At 45.2% G+C, this 17043-nt stretch carries 25 protein-coding genes and 1 riboswitch; of the genes, 19 read left to right on the top strand and 6 right to left on the bottom strand.

Going from position 1 to position 17043, the window contains the following annotated elements; all coding sequences use genetic code 11:
* Positions 1-156: 156 nt before the first annotated feature.
* Positions 157-801 carry a FusB/FusC family EF-G-binding protein gene (locus tag EST42_RS02095; protein WP_245150332.1) on the top strand — a complete coding sequence of 215 codons (645 nt, stop codon included), beginning with the start codon at positions 157-159 and terminating at the stop codon, positions 799-801.
* Between the two features lie 60 nt (positions 802-861).
* Here the strand turns inward: EST42_RS02095 and EST42_RS11320 are convergent, their stop codons facing one another.
* The 3 genes from EST42_RS11320 to EST42_RS02110 form a co-directional block, all read right to left on the bottom strand.
* On the bottom strand, positions 862-1074 hold the full coding sequence (locus tag EST42_RS11320) for an HIRAN domain-containing protein (RefSeq protein ID WP_134644007.1): 213 nt from the start codon (positions 1072-1074) through the stop codon (positions 862-864).
* Between the two features lie 200 nt (positions 1075-1274).
* Positions 1275-1763 carry a hypothetical protein gene (locus EST42_RS02105; RefSeq protein ID WP_134644008.1) on the bottom strand — a complete coding sequence of 163 codons (489 nt, stop codon included), beginning with the start codon at positions 1761-1763 and terminating at the stop codon, positions 1275-1277.
* 91 nt (positions 1764-1854) lie between these two features.
* Positions 1855-2046, bottom strand: coding sequence for a hypothetical protein (locus EST42_RS02110; protein ID WP_134644009.1), 192 nt, complete (start codon positions 2044-2046; stop codon positions 1855-1857).
* A gap of 201 nt (positions 2047-2247) precedes the next feature.
* Between EST42_RS02110 and EST42_RS02115 the strand changes: the two genes are divergently transcribed.
* From EST42_RS02115 to EST42_RS02175, 15 genes are all read left to right on the top strand, one after another.
* Complete coding sequence (locus tag EST42_RS02115) at positions 2248-2670, top strand: hypothetical protein (RefSeq protein ID WP_134644010.1); 423 nt, start codon at positions 2248-2250, stop codon at positions 2668-2670.
* 64 nt (positions 2671-2734) lie between these two features.
* Positions 2735-2881: a hypothetical protein gene (locus EST42_RS10885; RefSeq protein WP_245150333.1), complete on the top strand. Its 147-nt coding sequence runs from the start codon at positions 2735-2737 to the stop codon at positions 2879-2881.
* Positions 2882-3079, top strand: coding sequence for an aldo/keto reductase (locus EST42_RS10890; protein WP_245150334.1), 198 nt, complete (start codon positions 2882-2884; stop codon positions 3077-3079).
* Positions 3080-3344: 265 nt separating this feature from the next.
* Positions 3345-4193 (top strand): DegV family protein, encoded by an 849-nt coding sequence (locus EST42_RS02125; RefSeq protein WP_134644011.1) that lies wholly within the window; start codon positions 3345-3347, stop codon positions 4191-4193.
* 215 nt (positions 4194-4408) lie between these two features.
* Entirely contained in the window at positions 4409-5170 is a 762-nt protein-coding gene (locus tag EST42_RS02130) for a matrixin family metalloprotease (protein ID WP_134644012.1), read from the top strand.
* Between the two features lie 55 nt (positions 5171-5225).
* Positions 5226-5657 carry a DUF1810 domain-containing protein gene (locus tag EST42_RS02135; protein ID WP_134644013.1) on the top strand — a complete coding sequence of 144 codons (432 nt, stop codon included), beginning with the start codon at positions 5226-5228 and terminating at the stop codon, positions 5655-5657.
* A 257-nt stretch (positions 5658-5914) separates the two neighbouring features.
* Positions 5915-6511, top strand: coding sequence for a thymidine kinase (locus tag EST42_RS02140; RefSeq protein WP_134644014.1), 597 nt, complete (start codon positions 5915-5917; stop codon positions 6509-6511).
* Between the two features lie 6 nt (positions 6512-6517).
* On the top strand, positions 6518-6670 hold the full coding sequence (locus EST42_RS10420; protein WP_167711030.1) for a hypothetical protein: 153 nt from the start codon (positions 6518-6520) through the stop codon (positions 6668-6670).
* A gap of 99 nt (positions 6671-6769) precedes the next feature.
* Positions 6770-7096: a DMT family transporter gene (locus EST42_RS02145; protein WP_010371283.1), complete on the top strand. Its 327-nt coding sequence runs from the start codon at positions 6770-6772 to the stop codon at positions 7094-7096.
* A complete protein-coding gene (locus tag EST42_RS02150; protein WP_134644015.1) occupies positions 7096-7419 on the top strand; it encodes a DMT family transporter in 324 nt (107 codons plus the stop codon). The genes EST42_RS02145 and EST42_RS02150 overlap by 1 nt, the downstream gene beginning before the upstream one ends.
* 150 nt (positions 7420-7569) lie before the next feature.
* A riboswitch (FMN riboswitch) is annotated at positions 7570-7712 on the top strand.
* A 169-nt stretch (positions 7713-7881) separates the two neighbouring features.
* Positions 7882-8907 carry a bifunctional diaminohydroxyphosphoribosylaminopyrimidine deaminase/5-amino-6-(5-phosphoribosylamino)uracil reductase RibD gene (gene ribD, locus EST42_RS02155; protein WP_134644016.1) on the top strand — a complete coding sequence of 342 codons (1026 nt, stop codon included), beginning with the start codon at positions 7882-7884 and terminating at the stop codon, positions 8905-8907.
* Positions 8907-9494, top strand: coding sequence for a riboflavin synthase (locus tag EST42_RS02160; RefSeq protein ID WP_134644017.1), 588 nt, complete (start codon positions 8907-8909; stop codon positions 9492-9494). The genes ribD and EST42_RS02160 overlap by 1 nt, the downstream gene beginning before the upstream one ends.
* A gap of 5 nt (positions 9495-9499) precedes the next feature.
* Positions 9500-10693, top strand: coding sequence for a GTP cyclohydrolase II (ribA, locus tag EST42_RS02165; RefSeq protein ID WP_134644018.1), 1194 nt, complete (start codon positions 9500-9502; stop codon positions 10691-10693).
* Between the two features lie 15 nt (positions 10694-10708).
* The gene (ribH, locus tag EST42_RS02170) at positions 10709-11215 is read left to right on the top strand and encodes a 6,7-dimethyl-8-ribityllumazine synthase (RefSeq protein ID WP_134644019.1); all 507 of its coding nucleotides are present in this window, start codon (positions 10709-10711) and stop codon (positions 11213-11215) included.
* Positions 11216-11285: 70 nt separating this feature from the next.
* Positions 11286-11516: a TraX family protein gene (locus EST42_RS02175; protein ID WP_245150335.1), complete on the top strand. Its 231-nt coding sequence runs from the start codon at positions 11286-11288 to the stop codon at positions 11514-11516.
* Between the two features lie 52 nt (positions 11517-11568).
* On the opposite strand, the gene msrB is transcribed toward EST42_RS02175, so the two are convergent.
* On the bottom strand, positions 11569-12006 hold the full coding sequence (msrB, locus tag EST42_RS02180) for a peptide-methionine (R)-S-oxide reductase MsrB (protein WP_134644020.1): 438 nt from the start codon (positions 12004-12006) through the stop codon (positions 11569-11571).
* Between the two features lie 169 nt (positions 12007-12175).
* On the opposite strand from msrB, the gene EST42_RS02185 reads away from it, so the two are divergent.
* Both EST42_RS02185 and EST42_RS02190 read left to right on the top strand, forming a co-directional pair.
* A complete protein-coding gene (locus EST42_RS02185; RefSeq protein WP_134644021.1) occupies positions 12176-13084 on the top strand; it encodes an ATP-binding cassette domain-containing protein in 909 nt (302 codons plus the stop codon).
* A 6-nt stretch (positions 13085-13090) separates the two neighbouring features.
* Entirely contained in the window at positions 13091-14617 is a 1527-nt protein-coding gene (locus EST42_RS02190) for an ABC transporter permease/substrate-binding protein (protein ID WP_134644022.1), read from the top strand.
* Between the two features lie 44 nt (positions 14618-14661).
* Here the strand turns inward: EST42_RS02190 and EST42_RS10895 are convergent, their stop codons facing one another.
* Together EST42_RS10895 and EST42_RS10900 are read right to left on the bottom strand one after the other, a co-directional pair.
* The gene (locus EST42_RS10895) at positions 14662-15120 is read right to left on the bottom strand and encodes an MFS transporter (RefSeq protein ID WP_342365127.1); all 459 of its coding nucleotides are present in this window, start codon (positions 15118-15120) and stop codon (positions 14662-14664) included.
* A 6-nt stretch (positions 15121-15126) separates the two neighbouring features.
* Positions 15127-15564: an MFS transporter gene (locus EST42_RS10900; RefSeq protein WP_280633858.1), complete on the bottom strand. Its 438-nt coding sequence runs from the start codon at positions 15562-15564 to the stop codon at positions 15127-15129.
* 261 nt (positions 15565-15825) lie between these two features.
* Between EST42_RS10900 and EST42_RS02200 the strand changes: the two genes are divergently transcribed.
* Positions 15826-17010 carry an iron-containing alcohol dehydrogenase gene (locus tag EST42_RS02200; protein WP_134644033.1) on the top strand — a complete coding sequence of 395 codons (1185 nt, stop codon included), beginning with the start codon at positions 15826-15828 and terminating at the stop codon, positions 17008-17010.
* Positions 17011-17043 lie beyond the last annotated feature (33 nt).

Genomic DNA, 17043 nt, shown 5'->3' on the forward strand with positions numbered 1-17043 from the left:
TTTTCTATATACTAATTAAACTATCAAACACGAATGGAGATGATAAAGATGCCAGTATTTGGATCATTTTCTGTATGCCGAACGAAAGTTAATTCTCAGTTATAACATCGCCGGCTAAAGTCTGTGCGATGTGTACTCTAAAATTGGAGCATAAACATGGACAAACAACTACAACCGCACGAATTCGTCGCAATTAAAGAACAAGTCATCATCCTGAATAAAGCGTTCAATTCAGTTAATGATAAGAATGTAAAATCTGTCGTTCAGGCTGATGTTGTTGAAACAGTTAAAAGTATTTTGCCAGACACTGAAATTGCCACTGATTTCCTGAATCAATTACCTGAAATTGCCACCGCTAAACAGCGTGCCGGACATGCATTTAAGCAGCTAGCGGAATTGGTGACGCCTTTCCCAGAGTTAAGTGCCAATCAACTCGGTAAGCTGTTCAAAAAGGTGAAAAAACTGCCTGAGCCAAAGTGGGAGAACTTAGACCGTCATGAAATGACCTATCTGGGCTGGAACGATAACGGTAGCCAAAAGAAGTACATTGTGGCACCACGTGATGGTAAATTGGTCGGTATATACGGTGACTTTGACCCCAAGCCCTTGAACGGATTGTGTGCAATTTGCCACCAGTTAGGGACCGTCTCAATGTTCTTGTCCAAGGTGAAATCACGTGGCGCAGATGGTAATTATACCAAGCGCGGTAATCTAATTTGCCGTGATAGTTCACTTTGCAACGCACAATTGAGCAGTCTTGATCACTTGGCAAGTTTTGTGGAAACAACGTTGGTTAAGTAAACAAATTACTAATGCAAAATCCGCCTAACCAGTAAATCAGTTAGGGGGATTTTTTCAATGCTAATCTTCAAGATAGATATCAATTGAAAGCTCGCCGGCCAGTGAATTATTACCAGCACGAGTTTCAGCATCAATCTTTTTACCGGCGTCCATCAAACGAGCCACAATATGGTTTTGCCTCCGTGGCACCCACCCGATGTGGTGTTCAGCTGAATCAAGAACCTTGATGGCGTAGTCGTCAAATTGATTTGCCTTATCACGACGTAAAATCAGTGCGGTACCTGGTAACCCAGCAGCGCGGTGGTAGGCCTGGTTTTTCTCTCAGAGATAATAATAGCCGCATACTTGCCACATGAGTTAAGTAAATGCGTTCACCAAATAGGTCATCAACTAAGTCTGTGAGAGCGGTTGAATTCGTTTTCAATTCAATTGGTAATGTTGAACCGCTGTTTAACGGATTTAATTCAAATTTTTCAGTCATGCTGGACCCATCCCATTTGAGCTAAATCTGTCAGCAATTGACTACGTTTCGCCATTAGTCGCGTGGTTTGTTGCTGAATACGCAAGACCTGTTCAGTGATGTAGTGATCGTCCTGAAAGGCGTCGGCCAAATACATTGGAAAACTGGACATGATGTGATCAATTTCGGCTTGTAAAGTATCAATTTTACTAGCGAGGTGGTCGCCTTGCTCCTGTAGATCTTCGATAGGCATGACAACTTCATGTTGCTCCGCCGCTTGGCTATTCAGTTGCACGATTTCTAAGAGAAGCGCCAGATCTTGCAACTGGCCGGCTTTATAGGTCGTGATGGCAGCTTGAAACCATTCTCTTTCAACTGCTGTTTGGTCGGGATTGAGATCTGGGTGCAACAGACGAACGAGTTCCCGATAAATCATTTTTAAGCTTTGGGTATCTTTTGCGGAAAGTAGCTTGGCATCCCAAATGGGTTGTGCTCGGCGCAATCGGTCGGCCAGTTCTTGACGTTTAACAAATTAATTTCAATTTCTATGGCTTCCAAACCAGGTGTCTCACCTTAATTAATTACTTGTAACATTAATTCGTCATGTATAATTCATAAGCTGTTAATTCGTAACGGCCAATGGTTGCCACATAACGTGCCTCAGTGAAGGGGACTTGGGTAGTTTGTAAACCATATAGTCGAGAATAGGCGGTTGCTAAGGTTAATTTTAAATCTTCAATTCTTATGATGGTCGCTTCATGCGAGGGACGTAAGCGAATGTCCATTAACCGACTCCTTTGGCGAGGTAATAATTATTATTGTACTGCTTTTGATGGTGGACTGTGCAACGTTTTGGATGAGTTGTATTATTTCCATAATCGACAAGTTAAGTTGGCAATTTAGTCAATTGTGAGACGTGATTTAAATATCGGATGGGTTAAAAATGTAGATATGGGGGATAAGAAAATGAGAAAATACGACAGCAGGTGAAAGCCGATGGATTAGACGCACATCAAAATACGGATTGGTATAGTAGTTTTGAAAAGTTATTACCTAAAATAACCTATGCGGCTGTTCAGTATCCAAATATACAGAGCGTTACACTTCAAATTGTTAAAGTACTAGTATCGTCATCTACGACTGATAGCAACAATCAGTCACTCTTTAGGTCTGATCTTAAGTTAGTATTGACATATGTTACTGATGCGCATGACAGTAACCAACCAGAACAAGTATCGTTTGTTGAGAATGTGCCAGATACGAATGCAGATATGACGGATGAAATTATTGCTTCTCAATTTGTCAGGCGGTTATTAGGTGAGTATATTTTTGGCGGCCAAGTGAGATTTACTCGTTTGACGAAAAATACTATTATATTGCGCGGAATTAAACTAGTAAAAAGTAACTGACAAGGTCTATCTTGGAGAAAGGGCATGTGAAACTATAAATGCAAAACCAGCTTGCATAGGTATTGTGGCTGGTGGATTACACGGTAAGCTAATCGTTAAACAAATTATTTATCACATTGGTATGACGCAAGACGTGAACCAACCGTTTACGGAAGCAAATGGTTTGCTGGTGCAAGCGTACAGACCAATTGGGACGGGCCGTCTGATCTGAATGCCTGAACTGCAGGAAATTGCGGCGCACTACGACCGTTCTGTTTCGCAGTTGGCCATTCGGTATGCCTTGGCCAAGGGGACGTTGCCACTACCAAAGGATAACCATCCTGAGTATGTGGCGCAAAATGCGGATGTTGATTTCGAGATTACAGTTGCTGATATGGCCGTACTCGACGCCATTGAGATGCCGTACTAATCATGAAAATTTAAAAGAGAGTGATACGAAAGGCGTGATATTAAGGGGGTCAGCCTTTCGGAACACGGTTAAAAGCCACTTGGTTCGCGAAACATGCGAACTAGGTGGTTTTTTCGTTGACGTATTTTTTAAAAGTGGGTTGCTAGGTTTTGCTTACAAAAAACGTTGTAAAAATCGGTCTTTATGTGATGCGGTTTTAGATACTAGATGAATAAGTTTTAAAAACGAAATAACTTACAAATATTTAGTAACGAGGGAAAACGAGATGACTAAAGTAAAAATTATTACTGATTCAACAGCACGCTTGACGCCTGAAGAAGTCGCGCAGTACGATATTTCAGTTGTGCCGCTTACCGTGACGATCGACGGCACTGTTTATCACGATGGGGTGTCAATCAAGCCTAGTGAATTTATTGAGAAGATGGCCGCATCTAAAAGTTTGCCAACGACATCGCAACCTTCGTTGGGGGTGTTTACGGAAGTTTACGAAACAGTACCAGAAGACGTCGAAGTCCTTTCACTGCATTTGACGCACCATTTGTCTGGAACGGTTCAGGCGGCTGAACAAGCAGCGCGTTTGGTGCCTCATGACATTGTAGTCCGTAATTCTAAATACATCGACCGTGCTTTGGCTGCACAAGTGTTGGTAGCCGGCCGGATGGCCCAGGCTGGTGCAACGCGTGATGAGATTTTGGCCGAATTACAACGCGTTGAGGATAATACTGAATTATATTTGATGGTGACGACACTGAAGAATTTAGTCGCTGGGGGGCGCTTGTCGAAGGCCTCTGGGCTAATTGGTATGTTGCTGAACATTAAGCTGGGTACCCACGTACCATTGGGGAAAATTACGATGGAAGTTAAGGGCCGCGGTAAGAAAACAATTCAGGGATACCAAGATTTGATTTTCGAGCGGATGCACGCCGAGCCGAACGCCATTGCGGTGATTGGTATTTCGCACGCGGATGCAGCCGAAGAGGCCGAGCGATTAGCTGCCCGGGCACGCGCTGAATTCCCAAAGGCGATTGTTGATATTACAGAAACGACGCCAATTGAATCAACCCATGCTGGTCCAGGTGCGATGGGGATTTCATATCTGAAAAATTACGCATAATAATAAACGAGGAGAACTGGGTATAATCAGTTCTCTTTTTTTGCGTGTATTGCTGGGGAGAGTATTCAAAAAGGTTTCCTAAAATAACCAAAGCGGGTGCGATACGGCAGTAGAATTAAGAGTAGGATGGCAAGTAGCTCATGCATGGGGGACCTTTTTAACGTCGTGAGGGTAGCAAACGTCTTATGATTAGAGTCTCGGAGGGGGTGTGACACGTGCCAGATGATGAATTAGACCGCAAAATTTATGAACTGTATGGCATTAATGAACAGGGTCCCCCGCAACCTGAGCCACGGAAACGGCGGGGATGGCGCAAAATTGTTTATATGGCCATTATTTTGTTGTTGGTGTTTGGATCGCTTGGTAGTAGTATCGACCCCATTATGAACGCTATTAACTATCAGTCACGTCGCCGTCAGTTAAATGACGTGACCATTACGCAGGCCGACCGGGAAAATCGGCAATTGCGTCAGGCTGGTAAGTTTGGACCAACAAGTGATAGTTACGGTATGTATGTTGGCCACAATGATGAACTAACCGTCGCCATTATGACCAGTGATTTTCAAACGACGACCCCAAATGTTGAAAAGGCGTTGCACGGTGCAATCAAGTTTTGGCGCCAACAATCTGATCAGCAAATTCATATTAAGTTAGTCCCTGTGACGCAGAATGCAGATGTGATTGTTCGCGCCGGTGAGATGGGGGACGAAGGGACGGATTCAGGAACCCATGCACTGGCTTGGATGAATTCGCAGTCGGGTGAGTTACGCGTGTCGGGTGATATTTTGACGCTGTCCAATCAGAATACGTTAACCAAAACACTGGCCCATGAATTAGGGCATGCACTTGGCCTAGGTCATAGCATGAACGGTCATAATATTATGAGCGCAATTCTGTCTCCGCAGGCGGATAATGTGACGCACAAACAACTGCAACACATTACTGACTATCAACGATTGTCGGACACTCGCCAATAAGACAGGACTGATTATGTGCTAGAATAAGGTCAAAATACGGATGAGGTGAAATGTGATGGATGAAGCATTAGCAAACGATATAAAGCGATTTATTTTAGCGCAGGACGAAGCCAATAGTTTTCAAACGGCAGTAGATGAATTAACGGCGGGTAAGAAGGACACCCACTGGATGTGGTGGGTGTTCCCCCAATTGCGGGCCTTGGGAACCAGCGAACGCGCGGTTTACTATGGGTTGGCTGATGCTGATGAAGCGCGGGCTTACTTGGCGAACGATACGCTGCAAGAGCGTTTGCTCAAGGTAACTAATATTGTGTTGGGCCTGACAACAACTGATATCGAAGCAGTGTTTGGGGATGTGGATGCCCGAAAGTTGCAAGCAGCTTGGACACTGTTTGAAGCGGTGGCCACTGATAAGACACCATTTGCGACTGGTTTAAATCGTTATTTTGATGGCGAACGCCACTCCGCTACGCTAGCTGAAATTTAAATAAATGCTAAAAGACTGCTGGTATATCTGGCGGTCTTTTTTGTTCGGAAGTGTTTCATGATCATCAACCTAACGGAAAGTTATGTTCGTTATTTAAGAATTAAACCTGTGACACGCTAACCGTGAAAGCGGTTTTTGAAATTAGAAAGCGAACATTCGTTAAAAATGTCCGGTTTATCGTTTGGCGACGGCGCTTGCAAAATCGGCAAAAGCGCGTAAACTAAATCGAGTTAAAGATAGTTTTTGAGGTGAGTTGGATGTCGCAATTAACGTTTGTATATGGCACGATGGCTTCGGGAAAGTCCATCGAAATTTTGAAAGTGGCACACAACTATAAAATACAAGGGCGTCACCCGTTGTTATTGACGTCGGCGCTAGATGATCGTACAAAGATTGGCGAAGTATCCTCACGTATCGGGTTGCGTGAGTCTGCTGGCATCATTCATGATACGGACGATTTAGTGGGGCTAGTAACGTCGACTGATAAGTTGCCAGATATCGTCTTGGTTGATGAAGCGCAATTCATGACGCGCCAACAGGTTATTCAGTTGGCAAATGTGGTCGATGATTTGGACATTCCTGTAATGGCCTTTGGTTTGAAAAACGACTTTTCAAATCGTCTCTTTCCAGGGTCTGAAGCATTGCTGATTTTTGCTGATAAGTTGCAAGAAATGAAGACGTTGGATTCGTTTGGTACTAAGAAAGCGACGATGAATTTACGTATTCACGATGGTAAGCCGGTGTATGAAGGGAAGCAAATCGAAATTGGGGGCGATGAGGCTTATTTACCAGTTTCGCGCTATCACTATTTTCATCCAGATGAGCAAGCTTTGGCGGAACGGTTCGGTAAGTAGGGAGATATGATGAAACAGGGAATGACAACATACGTGGTTCGCGATCAATTAGGCACGCATTTTTACGAAACGAATACCATTAGTAATGCTGAAATGTTTGCGCGGACGCATTCAAATAATGTGCACCGTATGAGCGTTGTTGAGCGCAAAGTTTACTAAGCTGACCAGCACTGCTCTGTTATTCAGATCGAAATTAGCCGAAATGGCACAGAAACTAGTATAATAATCACATTAAGATAAGTGATTAGGAGCAAAAGCATGTTAAAGAATCCGTGGCTCAAGATTATCTTGGCAATTGGTTTTGAAGATGGCTGGGTTGTGGGTATTAAACATGCGCACACCCCATTGATGTGGGTCGCAACGCTAATTGCATTGGGATTGTCAATGTTACTGTTTTTAACAGCTAGCGAACAACTCCCGGTTGGCACCGCCTACGCAGTTTTTGTCGGCCTTGGTACCGTGGCAACGGTGGTAACCGGTTGGGTCGCATTTGGTGATGGCATGACAATCGCGGAATTAGTTTTCTTGGTCATTTTATTAGGCGGCATTATTGGTCTGAAATTATTGGCGGAGGAAAAGGCGTAATGGCATGGGTATTTTTAGTCTTAGCAGGCTTGATGGAAGTGTCAGGTGTCATCATGATTAATGAGTGGCAGAAACGACGCGCCTGGTGGGCCGCCGCAGGTATGGCGGTGGGCGGAGCGCTTAGCATTGGTTTACTCACACTGGCCTTGCGTGATATTTCGATGGGTACAGGATATGCAATCTGGACAGGAATTGGGGCCGCTGGTGGGACAATTGCCGGCATGTTGCTGTACAATGAGTCCCGTGATTGGAAACGCATTCTGTTTATTAGTATGATTATTATCGGAGCTGTTGGTCTGAAGTTAACGACTGGTCGCAGTTAACTAATTTAAAAAATAATGAATAACGTTGAAGTACCGGTATGACTGCTTTTTAGGGGGTCGTGCCGGTACTTTTTGTTAGGTGCGTCAAAAAATAAAGGTTTACAAATTATTCATGAGAACTGTATGATGTCTGTGTTAAATAAATAATCAATAAATCTTCGGGGCAGGGTGAAATTCCCGACCGACGGTGATGGCGTATGCCTCAGTCCGTGACCCGGGTTGCGATTAAGCAACCCGGTTGATGCAGTGTGAATCTGTAACCGACAGTAAAGTCTGGATGGGAGAAGATATCAAAATTTATCGCGTTAGTGGTTTATTTTTTTGGCCCCTTTACGCAGTTTTTTCGATACCCAAAACGAGGTGTCAGACCGATCAAAGCTTGATCGGACCTGGCAACAGCCTCAAGTTTGCTGATATAGCAGACTTGGGGCTTTTTTACTACCCGGAGTAGTTAGGGGAAACATGGATGATTTAACAATGATGAGATTAGCGTATCAAGCCGCGCAACAAGCTGATCCGGCCGAAACATGGGAAAATCCGCGGGTTGGGGCGGTTATTGTGAAGGATGGCGCCGTTATCGCGACAGGGTACCATCACCAATTTGGTCATCAGCATGCGGAGGTCGCGGCGATGAATCAGGTGGAACATCAGGCGAATCTGGTTGGGGCCACGATGTATGTCACGCTAGAACCATGTGCGCACGTCGGTAAGGTCGGTGCTTGTGCAGATGCACTCGTGGCGGCGAAGCTTGGGCGGGTCGTCATTGGGCAAGACGATCCTAACCCGCACGTCAGTGGCCGTGGTGTTGCCAAATTACAACAGGCTGGTATCGCAGTCACGCTACTGGATCAACAAGGTAGTGTGTTACTAAACCCAGCCTTTCATCATTTTTTTGGAACGCAACGGCCATATGTCACGTTGAAGTTAGCGCAAAGCGCCGATGGGTTTATTGCTGCCAAGGCGGGGCACCCCACCAAATTAACCGACAATCGAGCGGACGTAGCGATTCATCAGCAGCGTGCCCAAATGAGCGCCATCATGGTTGGCAGCGAGACGGCCTTGGCTGATGCACCACAACTGACCGTGCGCCATGTCCCAATCACACACCAACAACCATGGCGCGTGATTGTCGATCGGCGGGGGCGTTTGCAGCATTATCCGGCCTTTTTTGATGATCGAACGTTGATTTATACGACAAACAGCACTTTTGCCCAGCAGGTGCCGCAAGCGGTGTCTTTCGACGGTGACCTAGGGCCGTTGTTGGATGATTTGGGACAACGTGGCGCCCAATCGTTGCTGGTTGAAGGCGGCGGGGCGCTAGTGCGTGCTTTTCTAGCGGCTAATCTCTGGCAACGTTTTGATATTTACCAAACGGATGCTGTGTTAGGAACTGGCATTAAAGGCGTGGTGGGCAATCAAGGCCCCATTGCAACACAGACACGTGTTGGTAATGCGCTACATCAAGTCATTTACAGGGAGGCGAAGTAATGTTTACAGGAATTGTATCTGAAGTTGGCCAAGTGGTTGCCTTGACTAAGCGAAATGAAAAAGAACGCCGTTTAGCGATTAAAACAGCATCTGCTTATTTTGCAGACGCAAAACTAGGCGACAGTATCATGGTGGACGGCGTTTGTTTGACGATTACGACATATAACGATCACGAGGCCACTTTTGATGTCATGGTACCAACAATGGCTGTCACCCGGATGCAAGACTTTCAGGTTGGTGAAGTCGTTAACTTAGAGCAAGCCATACGGGCAGGTGATCGATTTGATGGTCATTTTGTGTTAGGGCATGTTGATGGGACTGGAACGATTACAACAATGTCACAAACTGACGAAACAGTCTATTTAACGATTACTCCGGCAGACCAGACATTGATGCGCCAAATTGTTACGAAAGGGTCAATTGCGGTCAATGGTGTGAGCTTGACGGTTGTGACGGCTAGTGCGACGTCGTTTGTGATTGCGTTAATTCCGCATACCTTAACGCATACGATGTTGCGTACTGTTCAAACTGGTGACGTAGTTAATTTGGAAACTGATGTGTTAGCGAAGTATTTGACGAAGGAGTAAACAAAATGAATCAAGAAATCCGACAGCGTGTCGAGCGCGCAATTACGGTGCTTAAACAAGGCCAATTGATTATTTTAACGGACGATACCCAGCGTGAGCATGAGGGCGATTTAGTGGGGTTAGCCTCATTTGCAACAACTGAAAACGTTAACCAAGCTTTGCGAGTTGGACGTGGCGTGTTGTGCGCACCGATGTCTGCCGAACGAGCGGCACAATTACAACTCCCACAAATGGTCGCGATTAATACGGAAAAATTTGGGACCCAGTTTACGGTGAGCATTGATCATAAAGGGACGACAACGGGTGTATCTGCGGTCGATCGGGCGCAGACGTTGCGGAAATTAGCAAATCTGTCAGCGCAATCAACAGATTTTGAACGCCCAGGCCACATTTTTCCGTTAGTTGCCGTTCCCGATGGCGTGTTAGCGCGAGCTGGTCACACTGAAGCGGCCGTTGATTTGGCTAAGTTGGCAGGGGTACCACCTGTTGCCTTTATTATAGAAATTCTAGACGCAGATGGTCGGATGGCACGTGAAACGGCGTTGGCTGATGTGGCATCAGCAGAAGAACTAGTGACATTGACGATTGCGGAATTGATTGCGTATTGCCAAGCGTTAGTGGAACGACCGAATCGGATGGGGCCAACGATTAAGCTTCCAAGCGCGTACGGCGAATTTCGTGTAACGAATTATACAGTGGCTGACCGTGAACCAGATTTGTTAATTCAAAGTACTGTGGCGAGAGATGAAGTGCCGTTAGTTAGATTACACTCCGAATGTCTAACCGGTGAGGTGTTGGGGTCATACCGATGTGAATGTGGGCCACAACTACACGAAGCGCTCCGCCAGATTGATCAGCAGGGTGGCACCGCTGTTTACATGCGCCAAGAAGGGCGTGGTATTGGACTCGCTGAAAAGTTGCGTACCTATGTGTTGCAAGAAAATGGCTATGATACGTTCCAAGCGAACGAACACCTCGGCCATCAACCTGATGAACGCGATTATGCCCAGGCGGCTCAAATCTTAAAAGATGCTGGTTATCAAAAAGTACGTTTATTGACGAATAATCCAGCTAAAATTGATGATTTAGCCAAGCACGGTATTGAAGTAGTTGAACGCGTACCATTGATTGTCGGCGTTAATGAAGTCAATGCCGGGTACATGGCCACGAAGCGCGATAAGTTTTCGCACATGATTTAAAAGGAGTAAATTCAGATGACAACAGTTACAGGAACGCTAACGAAGCACAAAGGACGTCATATTGCCATTGTGATGAGTCGATTTAATACGTTAATCACTGATCTACTGCTAGCGGGGGCAAAAGAGGCACTGACGATGCATGGGGTGAACATGGCAAATATCGATGTTTACATCGTACCTGGAGCATTTGACATTCCACTAGTAGCCGAGAAAGTGGCTAACACCGCTAAGTATGATGGCATTGTCACATTGGGGGCCGTTATTCGTGGTGAAACTGATCATTATGATTTGGTGATCAACGGGGCAATGACTGGGATTGCCCAAGCTGGCTTGAAGACTGGTGTGCCAACAGTTTTTGGTGTGTTAACTGCTGATACACTTGAGCAAGCCCAACATCGTGCTGGGGGTAAGGCCGGTAACAAGGGGAGCGAAGTTGCGTTGGCATTACTTGAATTATTAGCAGTTGTGGATGCATATCTAATGCACGTGTTTTTTTCTGAAATGACTCTTTTGCGTTGTTGAACGTTATTAGATAACGCATAGTATTGTGTGTTAGTGAGTAAGAGTTATTTTTGAGGGGGATGTACAATGCTTGGCCACGTGGTCGCATCTATTTTTCTGTTCTTGGCGTCAAGGGGTAACGTTTTGGCAAAGCGCACAACATGGTTTCTCAGATATTCAGTGGATGATGATCTTTGTGCTACCGTTACTTGCGCTGTACAACGGTAAGCAAGGACGCAAAAATAAGTGGTTCTTCTATATTTTCTATCTAAGTTACTTGGCAGTGTTGTATATTATTTCGACGGTGTTCTTCAATAAGTAGAAAATTAGAAAAAAGAGGTTGAGACGGATAATAACGTCTCAACCTCTTTTACTTACTGGAATAATGATTTGTACTCACCGTAACCAAACTTTTCAAGGTCAGCGACGGGCACAAACCGCATCGCAGCTGAATTGATGCAGTAGCGCAGACCGCCGGCAGCCATTGGGCCATCAGTGAAGACGTGGCCGAGGTGCGAGTCGGCATCAGCGGATTTAACTTCCGTCCGGAACATACCGTGCGAGGTGTCGAGGTGGCGCTTCACCCGCTTTTTTTCAATGGGTTTGGTAAAAGAAGGCCAACCACAACCAGCGTCGTACTTGTCAGTTGAGCTAAACAAGGGTTCACCGCTAACGACATCAACGTAAATCCCGTCATCAAACCAAGCGTCATATTGGTTGTTAAAGGGTGCCTCGGTCGCCGCTTCCTGCGTTACAGCATATTGTTCGGGGGTCAAACGATTTCGTAGTTCATCTTGATCGTATTTAGACATAATGTTCACACTCCTTTGGTGTCAATTGTACTGATTTGCTGGTAGGATGCAAGTTTTATAATATGGATAAACGACAACTGAATAATGAGAATTCCGCTAACCATTTGTAAAAAAATTGAGTTAGCGGTACCATCAGAATATTGATTAACGGAAAGTGGGTGTGGATGAGATGATTGAGTTTCGACATATTTCGAAGATTTATCAAGGTCAAGCGGCGGTAAATGATTTGAATTTGACGATTAATGCAGGTGAACTATTCGTCTTAGTTGGGCCGAGTGGTAGTGGAAAAACGACAGCCTTAAAGTTGATTAATCGTTTGGTGGAGCCAACGGATGGCGATACCTATGTTCGAGGCACGCGGGCAATTGACTATAAATTAGAAGATCTTCGTGGCGGCATTGGGTACGTTTTACAGAATTCGGCGTTGTTTCCGAACATGACGATTTTTCAAAATGCAGGGATTCAATTGGAAGCTAGCGGGGTCGCATTGACTGACCGTCAAAGGCGGGTAAATGAGCTCTTAGACCGGGTCGGCTTAGACCATACGAATTATGCACAACGCATGCCAAATGAATTATCTGGTGGTGAGCAACAACGAGTCGGGATTGTCCGTGCGTTAGCAGCCAAGCCAGATATTATTTTAATGGATGAACCGTTCAGTGCATTAGATCCTTTGTCACGTCGCTCTTTGCAAGATTTGGTGCTAGAATTGCACACAGATTTAGGGACGACGATTTTGTTTGTGACCCATGACATGGGTGAGGCACTACGTTTGGGAAATCGTATTGGCGTCATGTATGATGGCATCTTGCAACAAGTCGGTTCACCACAAGAAATTACGATGCATCCGGCGAATGAACTAGTAGAAACGTTGTTTAGTGATCGGCGCATTGCACTTATTCAAGACGTCTTGGATGCTGGTTTCGGCCAAGCGGTAACCATGCCAGCCGAAATCACATTGGCACCAACTGATTCTGTTGCAACTCTGTCAGAAGTGTTATTGGCGCATGATACCGTGACGGTTGCGGATGTCAGTCTGACAACAGCTGATTTATTGCGCTTTGTCGCAAGGGGGTAGTGACGAATGTTTAATGATATGATACACATTTTAACGACCCAGTCTAGTGATATTTTGGCGGCTTTGCGGGAACATATCCTCTTATCGTTGATGGCAATCGTCATCGCGACGGTGATTGCGTTGCCACTCGCCATTGCGTTGATGAATCATCGCCGCGCTGGTGAGTGGGTCTTGCAGGTAGCAGGTGTTATTCAAACCATTCCAAGCCTTGCCATTTTAGGCGCGCTGATTCCGTTGGTTGGTATCGGGACATTGCCAGCTGTAATTGCGCTGGTATTATATGCAATTATGCCGATTTTTCAAAATGCTTATGCGGGCTTGACTGGGCTTGATCCAATTTTGTTAGAAGCTGCGGATGCCTTCGGGTTGTCAAAGCGTTTCAAATTATTTCGGGTCCAATTACCATTAGCGTTACCGATGATTATGTCTGGGTTGCGAATCGCGATGGTCATGATTATTGGAACGGCCACGTTGGCTGCGCTAATTGGTGGTGGTGGTTTGGGTACCTTTATCATGTTGGGAATTCAGACCAATAATAATGCTGAATTGTTGATTGGGGCCATTTTATCGGCCGTGCTGGCGTTGGCTTTTTCATGGGGCATTCGCTTGTTGAGCAAGTTATCAGTCCGCCGTATTGGGGTACTGTTAGTCAGTGCAGTCGTCATTATCGGCGGCTCTGTTGGTTACCGGGCGATCAACCAACCGGCAGGAACAATTACAATTGCTGGTAAGCTAGGTGGCGAGCCAGAAATTTTGATTAATATGTATAAAGACCTCATTCAAGCCGATAACCCTAAAATGGCTGTCCAATTAAAGCCAAACTTTGGCGGGACAACCTTTATTTTTAAGGCACTTCAAGGTGGCCAAGTGGATGTGTACCCAGAGTTTACGGGGACTGTTTTGCAGTCGTTGGTTAAGGTTAAGGGGTCAATTTCGCATGATAAGCAGACGGCTTACAAGCAAGCAAGGACATTGATCAAGCAACAGCACAACTTGGATTTATTGGCACCAATGAAGTACGAAAATACTTACAGCTTGGCGGTCCGTCAAGCTGATGCCAAGCGCTATCACTTGCAGACAACTTCAGACTTGTTGCGTCATAGTACGCAGATGACAGCCGGGTTCAATCCCGATTTCTACAAGTTGTCAGATGGCTATCCTGGTCTAAAGAAAGCGTATGGTTTGAACTTCAAGAACATCGTCCAAATGGAGCCAAGTTTGCGGTATGAAGCGTTAGCCAATAAGCAAATCGATGTGACGGACGCTTACACGACGGATCCGCAATTGAAGCAAGATCACTTGGTAACATTGACAGATGATAAGCACTTCTTCCCGCCTTATCAGGGAGCACCGTTGGTTAACAATAAAACGTTACAAAAGTATCCAGGGATTGCTAAGAGTTTGAATAAGCTATCTGGTAAAATTACCAACCAAGATATGATTGAAATGAATTATCAAGTTACGGTGCAACATAAGAAGGCGGCCCAAGTCGCCCGAACTTATCTTGTGAAACACGGTCTGATTCAAAAATAGGCAATATGAAAACCCGCTATTCGGATAGCGGGTTTTCATATTGCCTATTTTTGAATGTGACGACCGTGCACCAGGTAGTAGAGTGGTAGGCCGATGATGGCGAATAGGGCAACCATCGTAAATAAACCACGGTAACCGAGGGCTGGCACTACCAATCCTAGTAGGCAGGGGCCAAAACCTAGAGCCATATCAAAGAAAATAAAGTAGGTTGAAGTGGCTTGCGCTAAGCGGTCGGAGGCCACAACTTTGGTAACGATTTCCTGGATGGCTGATTGGAAGTTACCGAAACCTAAGCCGACTAGTACGGCACTGAGTAGCATGACCCAAACGGAGTGCATTCGGGCAATTGCGCACAGACCTAAGGCGGTCGTGATTAAGGTTGGATAAATGACGAAGTTCTCGTTATGTTGATCCATCAAATGACCCATGAATGGACGGGAAAGCAAAATCACGACAGCATAGACCAAGAAGAAATATGACACAAACGGCAATTGGAAAAACACGGGGCCCTAATAGCTGACTGAAAATGGACCAAATGCCGTTCCCAAAATGGTTGCTAATGAGAAGTAGGCAATCCCTTCACTAAGGCGCGATTCTGGAATGACTCGGGCGGCAGCATTGTTCGTGACGGTGCCAGTAAAACCAGCTGAAATGCCTTGCCAGAAACGAACAAATAGGAGATACCAAATGCCCAATTCAAGCTGGTAGGCTAACAGTGAGGGCAAGAGAATCGCCATGCTGAGGATCGTTATTTGCTTAGCCGTGAGATGCTGGGTAATGAGACCAGAAAAAATGCGGGCAATCATCGTCCCGATAATCATCATGACAGCCACTAAACCAGTTGTCGCGGTACTGACGTGATAGGTTGCGACGGCATACGGACTGATGGCAACAAACAAACTATAAAAAGTCACCATGCTAAGTAACTGAATTAAAAATAATTGCATAAATGGGCGATTAAATAACCGTTCGCTCTGTGTGGATATTGGGTGGAACTTCCTTTTACTTCTATCTAACTGAACGTTGCGTGTAAAAGGCGTAACGTGAAAAACAACGTATCTACCTTATTAATGCCAGGGAAATTAGCGCAAATGAAAAGGACCGGTGCAGTAAATTTTTTCGTAAAAACGGTAACAATTAATCTGTTAAGGATGTATAGTATCAGCTATAAATGAGAAAAATAACAACTTATTTGGAGGATGCTATCCATTGAAGATTTTCGTTTTGTAAACAAGACAGACATTCGTTTTGGTAAGAATCACATTGATACGGAGCTGCATGATGCGGTTGCGCAATTCGGACAAAATGTCTTGTTGGCATACGGTGGTGGTTCAATTAAGCGTTCAGGTTTGTACGAACGTGTGATGAAGGCTTTGTCAGGCTTGAATGTTGTTGAGTTGTCAGGTATCGAACCTAACCCAAAGATTGATTCAGTTCGTGAGGGACAACGCCTTGTTAAGGAGCACAATGTTGATGTTGTGTTGGCTGTTGGTGATGGTTCTGTTATCGATGCGTCAAAGGTGATTGCTTCTGCCAAGTTCTACGAGGGTGATCCTTGGGACTTGGTACTGGATGCTGATAAGCGTTATGCCATCGATCAGTTGCCATTAGTCGATATTTTGACGTTGTCAGCTACTGGAACTGAGATGAACTGGGCATCGGTGATTTCAAACCCTGAGACGAACCAAAAGATTGGGACGTTTGGTCCTAACACGCCGGCTGTTTCATTCTTGGAACCACAATTGACGTACTCAGTATCAAAGTGGCAAACGGCGGCAGGCTCAATCGATATCTTCTCACACTTGACGGAGCAATATTTCGATCAAGCGAACGATACGGATATTCAAGATGGTCAAATCGAAGGCCTATACCGTGCGGTTATTAAGTGGGCACCAATTGCATTAGTAACGCCAGACAATTATGAAGCACGCGCAAACTTGATGTGGGCATCAACGATAGCATTGAATGGTTTGGTTGGATTGGGTAAGCAAAACGCTTGGACGGTGCCCCCTATTGATCACGAATTGTCAGCGTTCTATGACATTACACACGGTGTCGGCTTGGGTATTTTGACACCACGTTGGATGAAGTTTGTCTTGTCTGATAAGACAGTGGCGAAGTTTGCCCGCTTTGGTCGTAATGTCTGGTCAATTCAAGATGACGATGATCAAGTTGTGGCTGAAAAGGCTATTCAAGCAACGTATGACTGGGTGAAGTCATTGGCGGTATCAACAAACTTGCCTGGTGTTGAAATCATTAATGATGAACACTTCCAAGAAATGGCTGAATCAGCGGTAACGTTTGGTTTGAACAATGGTTATGTGCCAATGACGCCAGCTGATGTGGTGGCTTTGTACAACGCGTCAATGACGTCAGACGACTTTGAAAAGTAAGCTTAATCAATAGCGGTACCGCTTTTTTGCTAA

The sequence above is a fragment of the Weissella cibaria genome, assembly GCF_004521965.1.
In the GTDB taxonomy this organism is placed as follows: Bacteria; Bacillota; Bacilli; order Lactobacillales; family Lactobacillaceae; genus Weissella; species Weissella cibaria_A.

What these genes read in the sequence shown, in the direction of transcription:
- EST42_RS02095 (WP_245150332.1), top strand. Translation starts at nt 157, where the DNA reads ATGGACAAACAACTACAACCGCACGAATTCGTCGCAATTAAAGAACAA.
- EST42_RS02110 (WP_134644009.1), bottom strand. Translation starts at nt 2,046, where the DNA reads ATGGACATTCGCTTACGTCCCTCGCATGAAGCGACCATCATAAGAATT.
- EST42_RS10890 (WP_245150334.1), top strand. Translation starts at nt 2,882, where the DNA reads ATGCCTGAACTGCAGGAAATTGCGGCGCACTACGACCGTTCTGTTTCG.
- EST42_RS02125 (WP_134644011.1), top strand. Translation starts at nt 3,345, where the DNA reads ATGACTAAAGTAAAAATTATTACTGATTCAACAGCACGCTTGACGCCT.
- EST42_RS02135 (WP_134644013.1), top strand. Translation starts at nt 5,226, where the DNA reads ATGGATGAAGCATTAGCAAACGATATAAAGCGATTTATTTTAGCGCAG.
- EST42_RS02140 (WP_134644014.1), top strand. Translation starts at nt 5,915, where the DNA reads ATGTCGCAATTAACGTTTGTATATGGCACGATGGCTTCGGGAAAGTCC.
- EST42_RS10420 (WP_167711030.1), top strand. Translation starts at nt 6,518, where the DNA reads ATGATGAAACAGGGAATGACAACATACGTGGTTCGCGATCAATTAGGC.
- EST42_RS02145 (WP_010371283.1), top strand. Translation starts at nt 6,770, where the DNA reads ATGTTAAAGAATCCGTGGCTCAAGATTATCTTGGCAATTGGTTTTGAA.
- EST42_RS02150 (WP_134644015.1), top strand. Translation starts at nt 7,096, where the DNA reads ATGGCATGGGTATTTTTAGTCTTAGCAGGCTTGATGGAAGTGTCAGGT.
- ribD (WP_134644016.1), top strand. Translation starts at nt 7,882, where the DNA reads ATGGATGATTTAACAATGATGAGATTAGCGTATCAAGCCGCGCAACAA.
- EST42_RS02160 (WP_134644017.1), top strand. Translation starts at nt 8,907, where the DNA reads ATGTTTACAGGAATTGTATCTGAAGTTGGCCAAGTGGTTGCCTTGACT.
- ribA (WP_134644018.1), top strand. Translation starts at nt 9,500, where the DNA reads ATGAATCAAGAAATCCGACAGCGTGTCGAGCGCGCAATTACGGTGCTT.
- ribH (WP_134644019.1), top strand. Translation starts at nt 10,709, where the DNA reads ATGACAACAGTTACAGGAACGCTAACGAAGCACAAAGGACGTCATATT.
- msrB (WP_134644020.1), bottom strand. Translation starts at nt 12,006, where the DNA reads ATGTCTAAATACGATCAAGATGAACTACGAAATCGTTTGACCCCCGAA.
- EST42_RS02185 (WP_134644021.1), top strand. Translation starts at nt 12,176, where the DNA reads ATGATTGAGTTTCGACATATTTCGAAGATTTATCAAGGTCAAGCGGCG.
- EST42_RS02190 (WP_134644022.1), top strand. Translation starts at nt 13,091, where the DNA reads ATGTTTAATGATATGATACACATTTTAACGACCCAGTCTAGTGATATT.
- EST42_RS10900 (WP_280633858.1), bottom strand. Translation starts at nt 15,564, where the DNA reads ATGCAATTATTTTTAATTCAGTTACTTAGCATGGTGACTTTTTATAGT.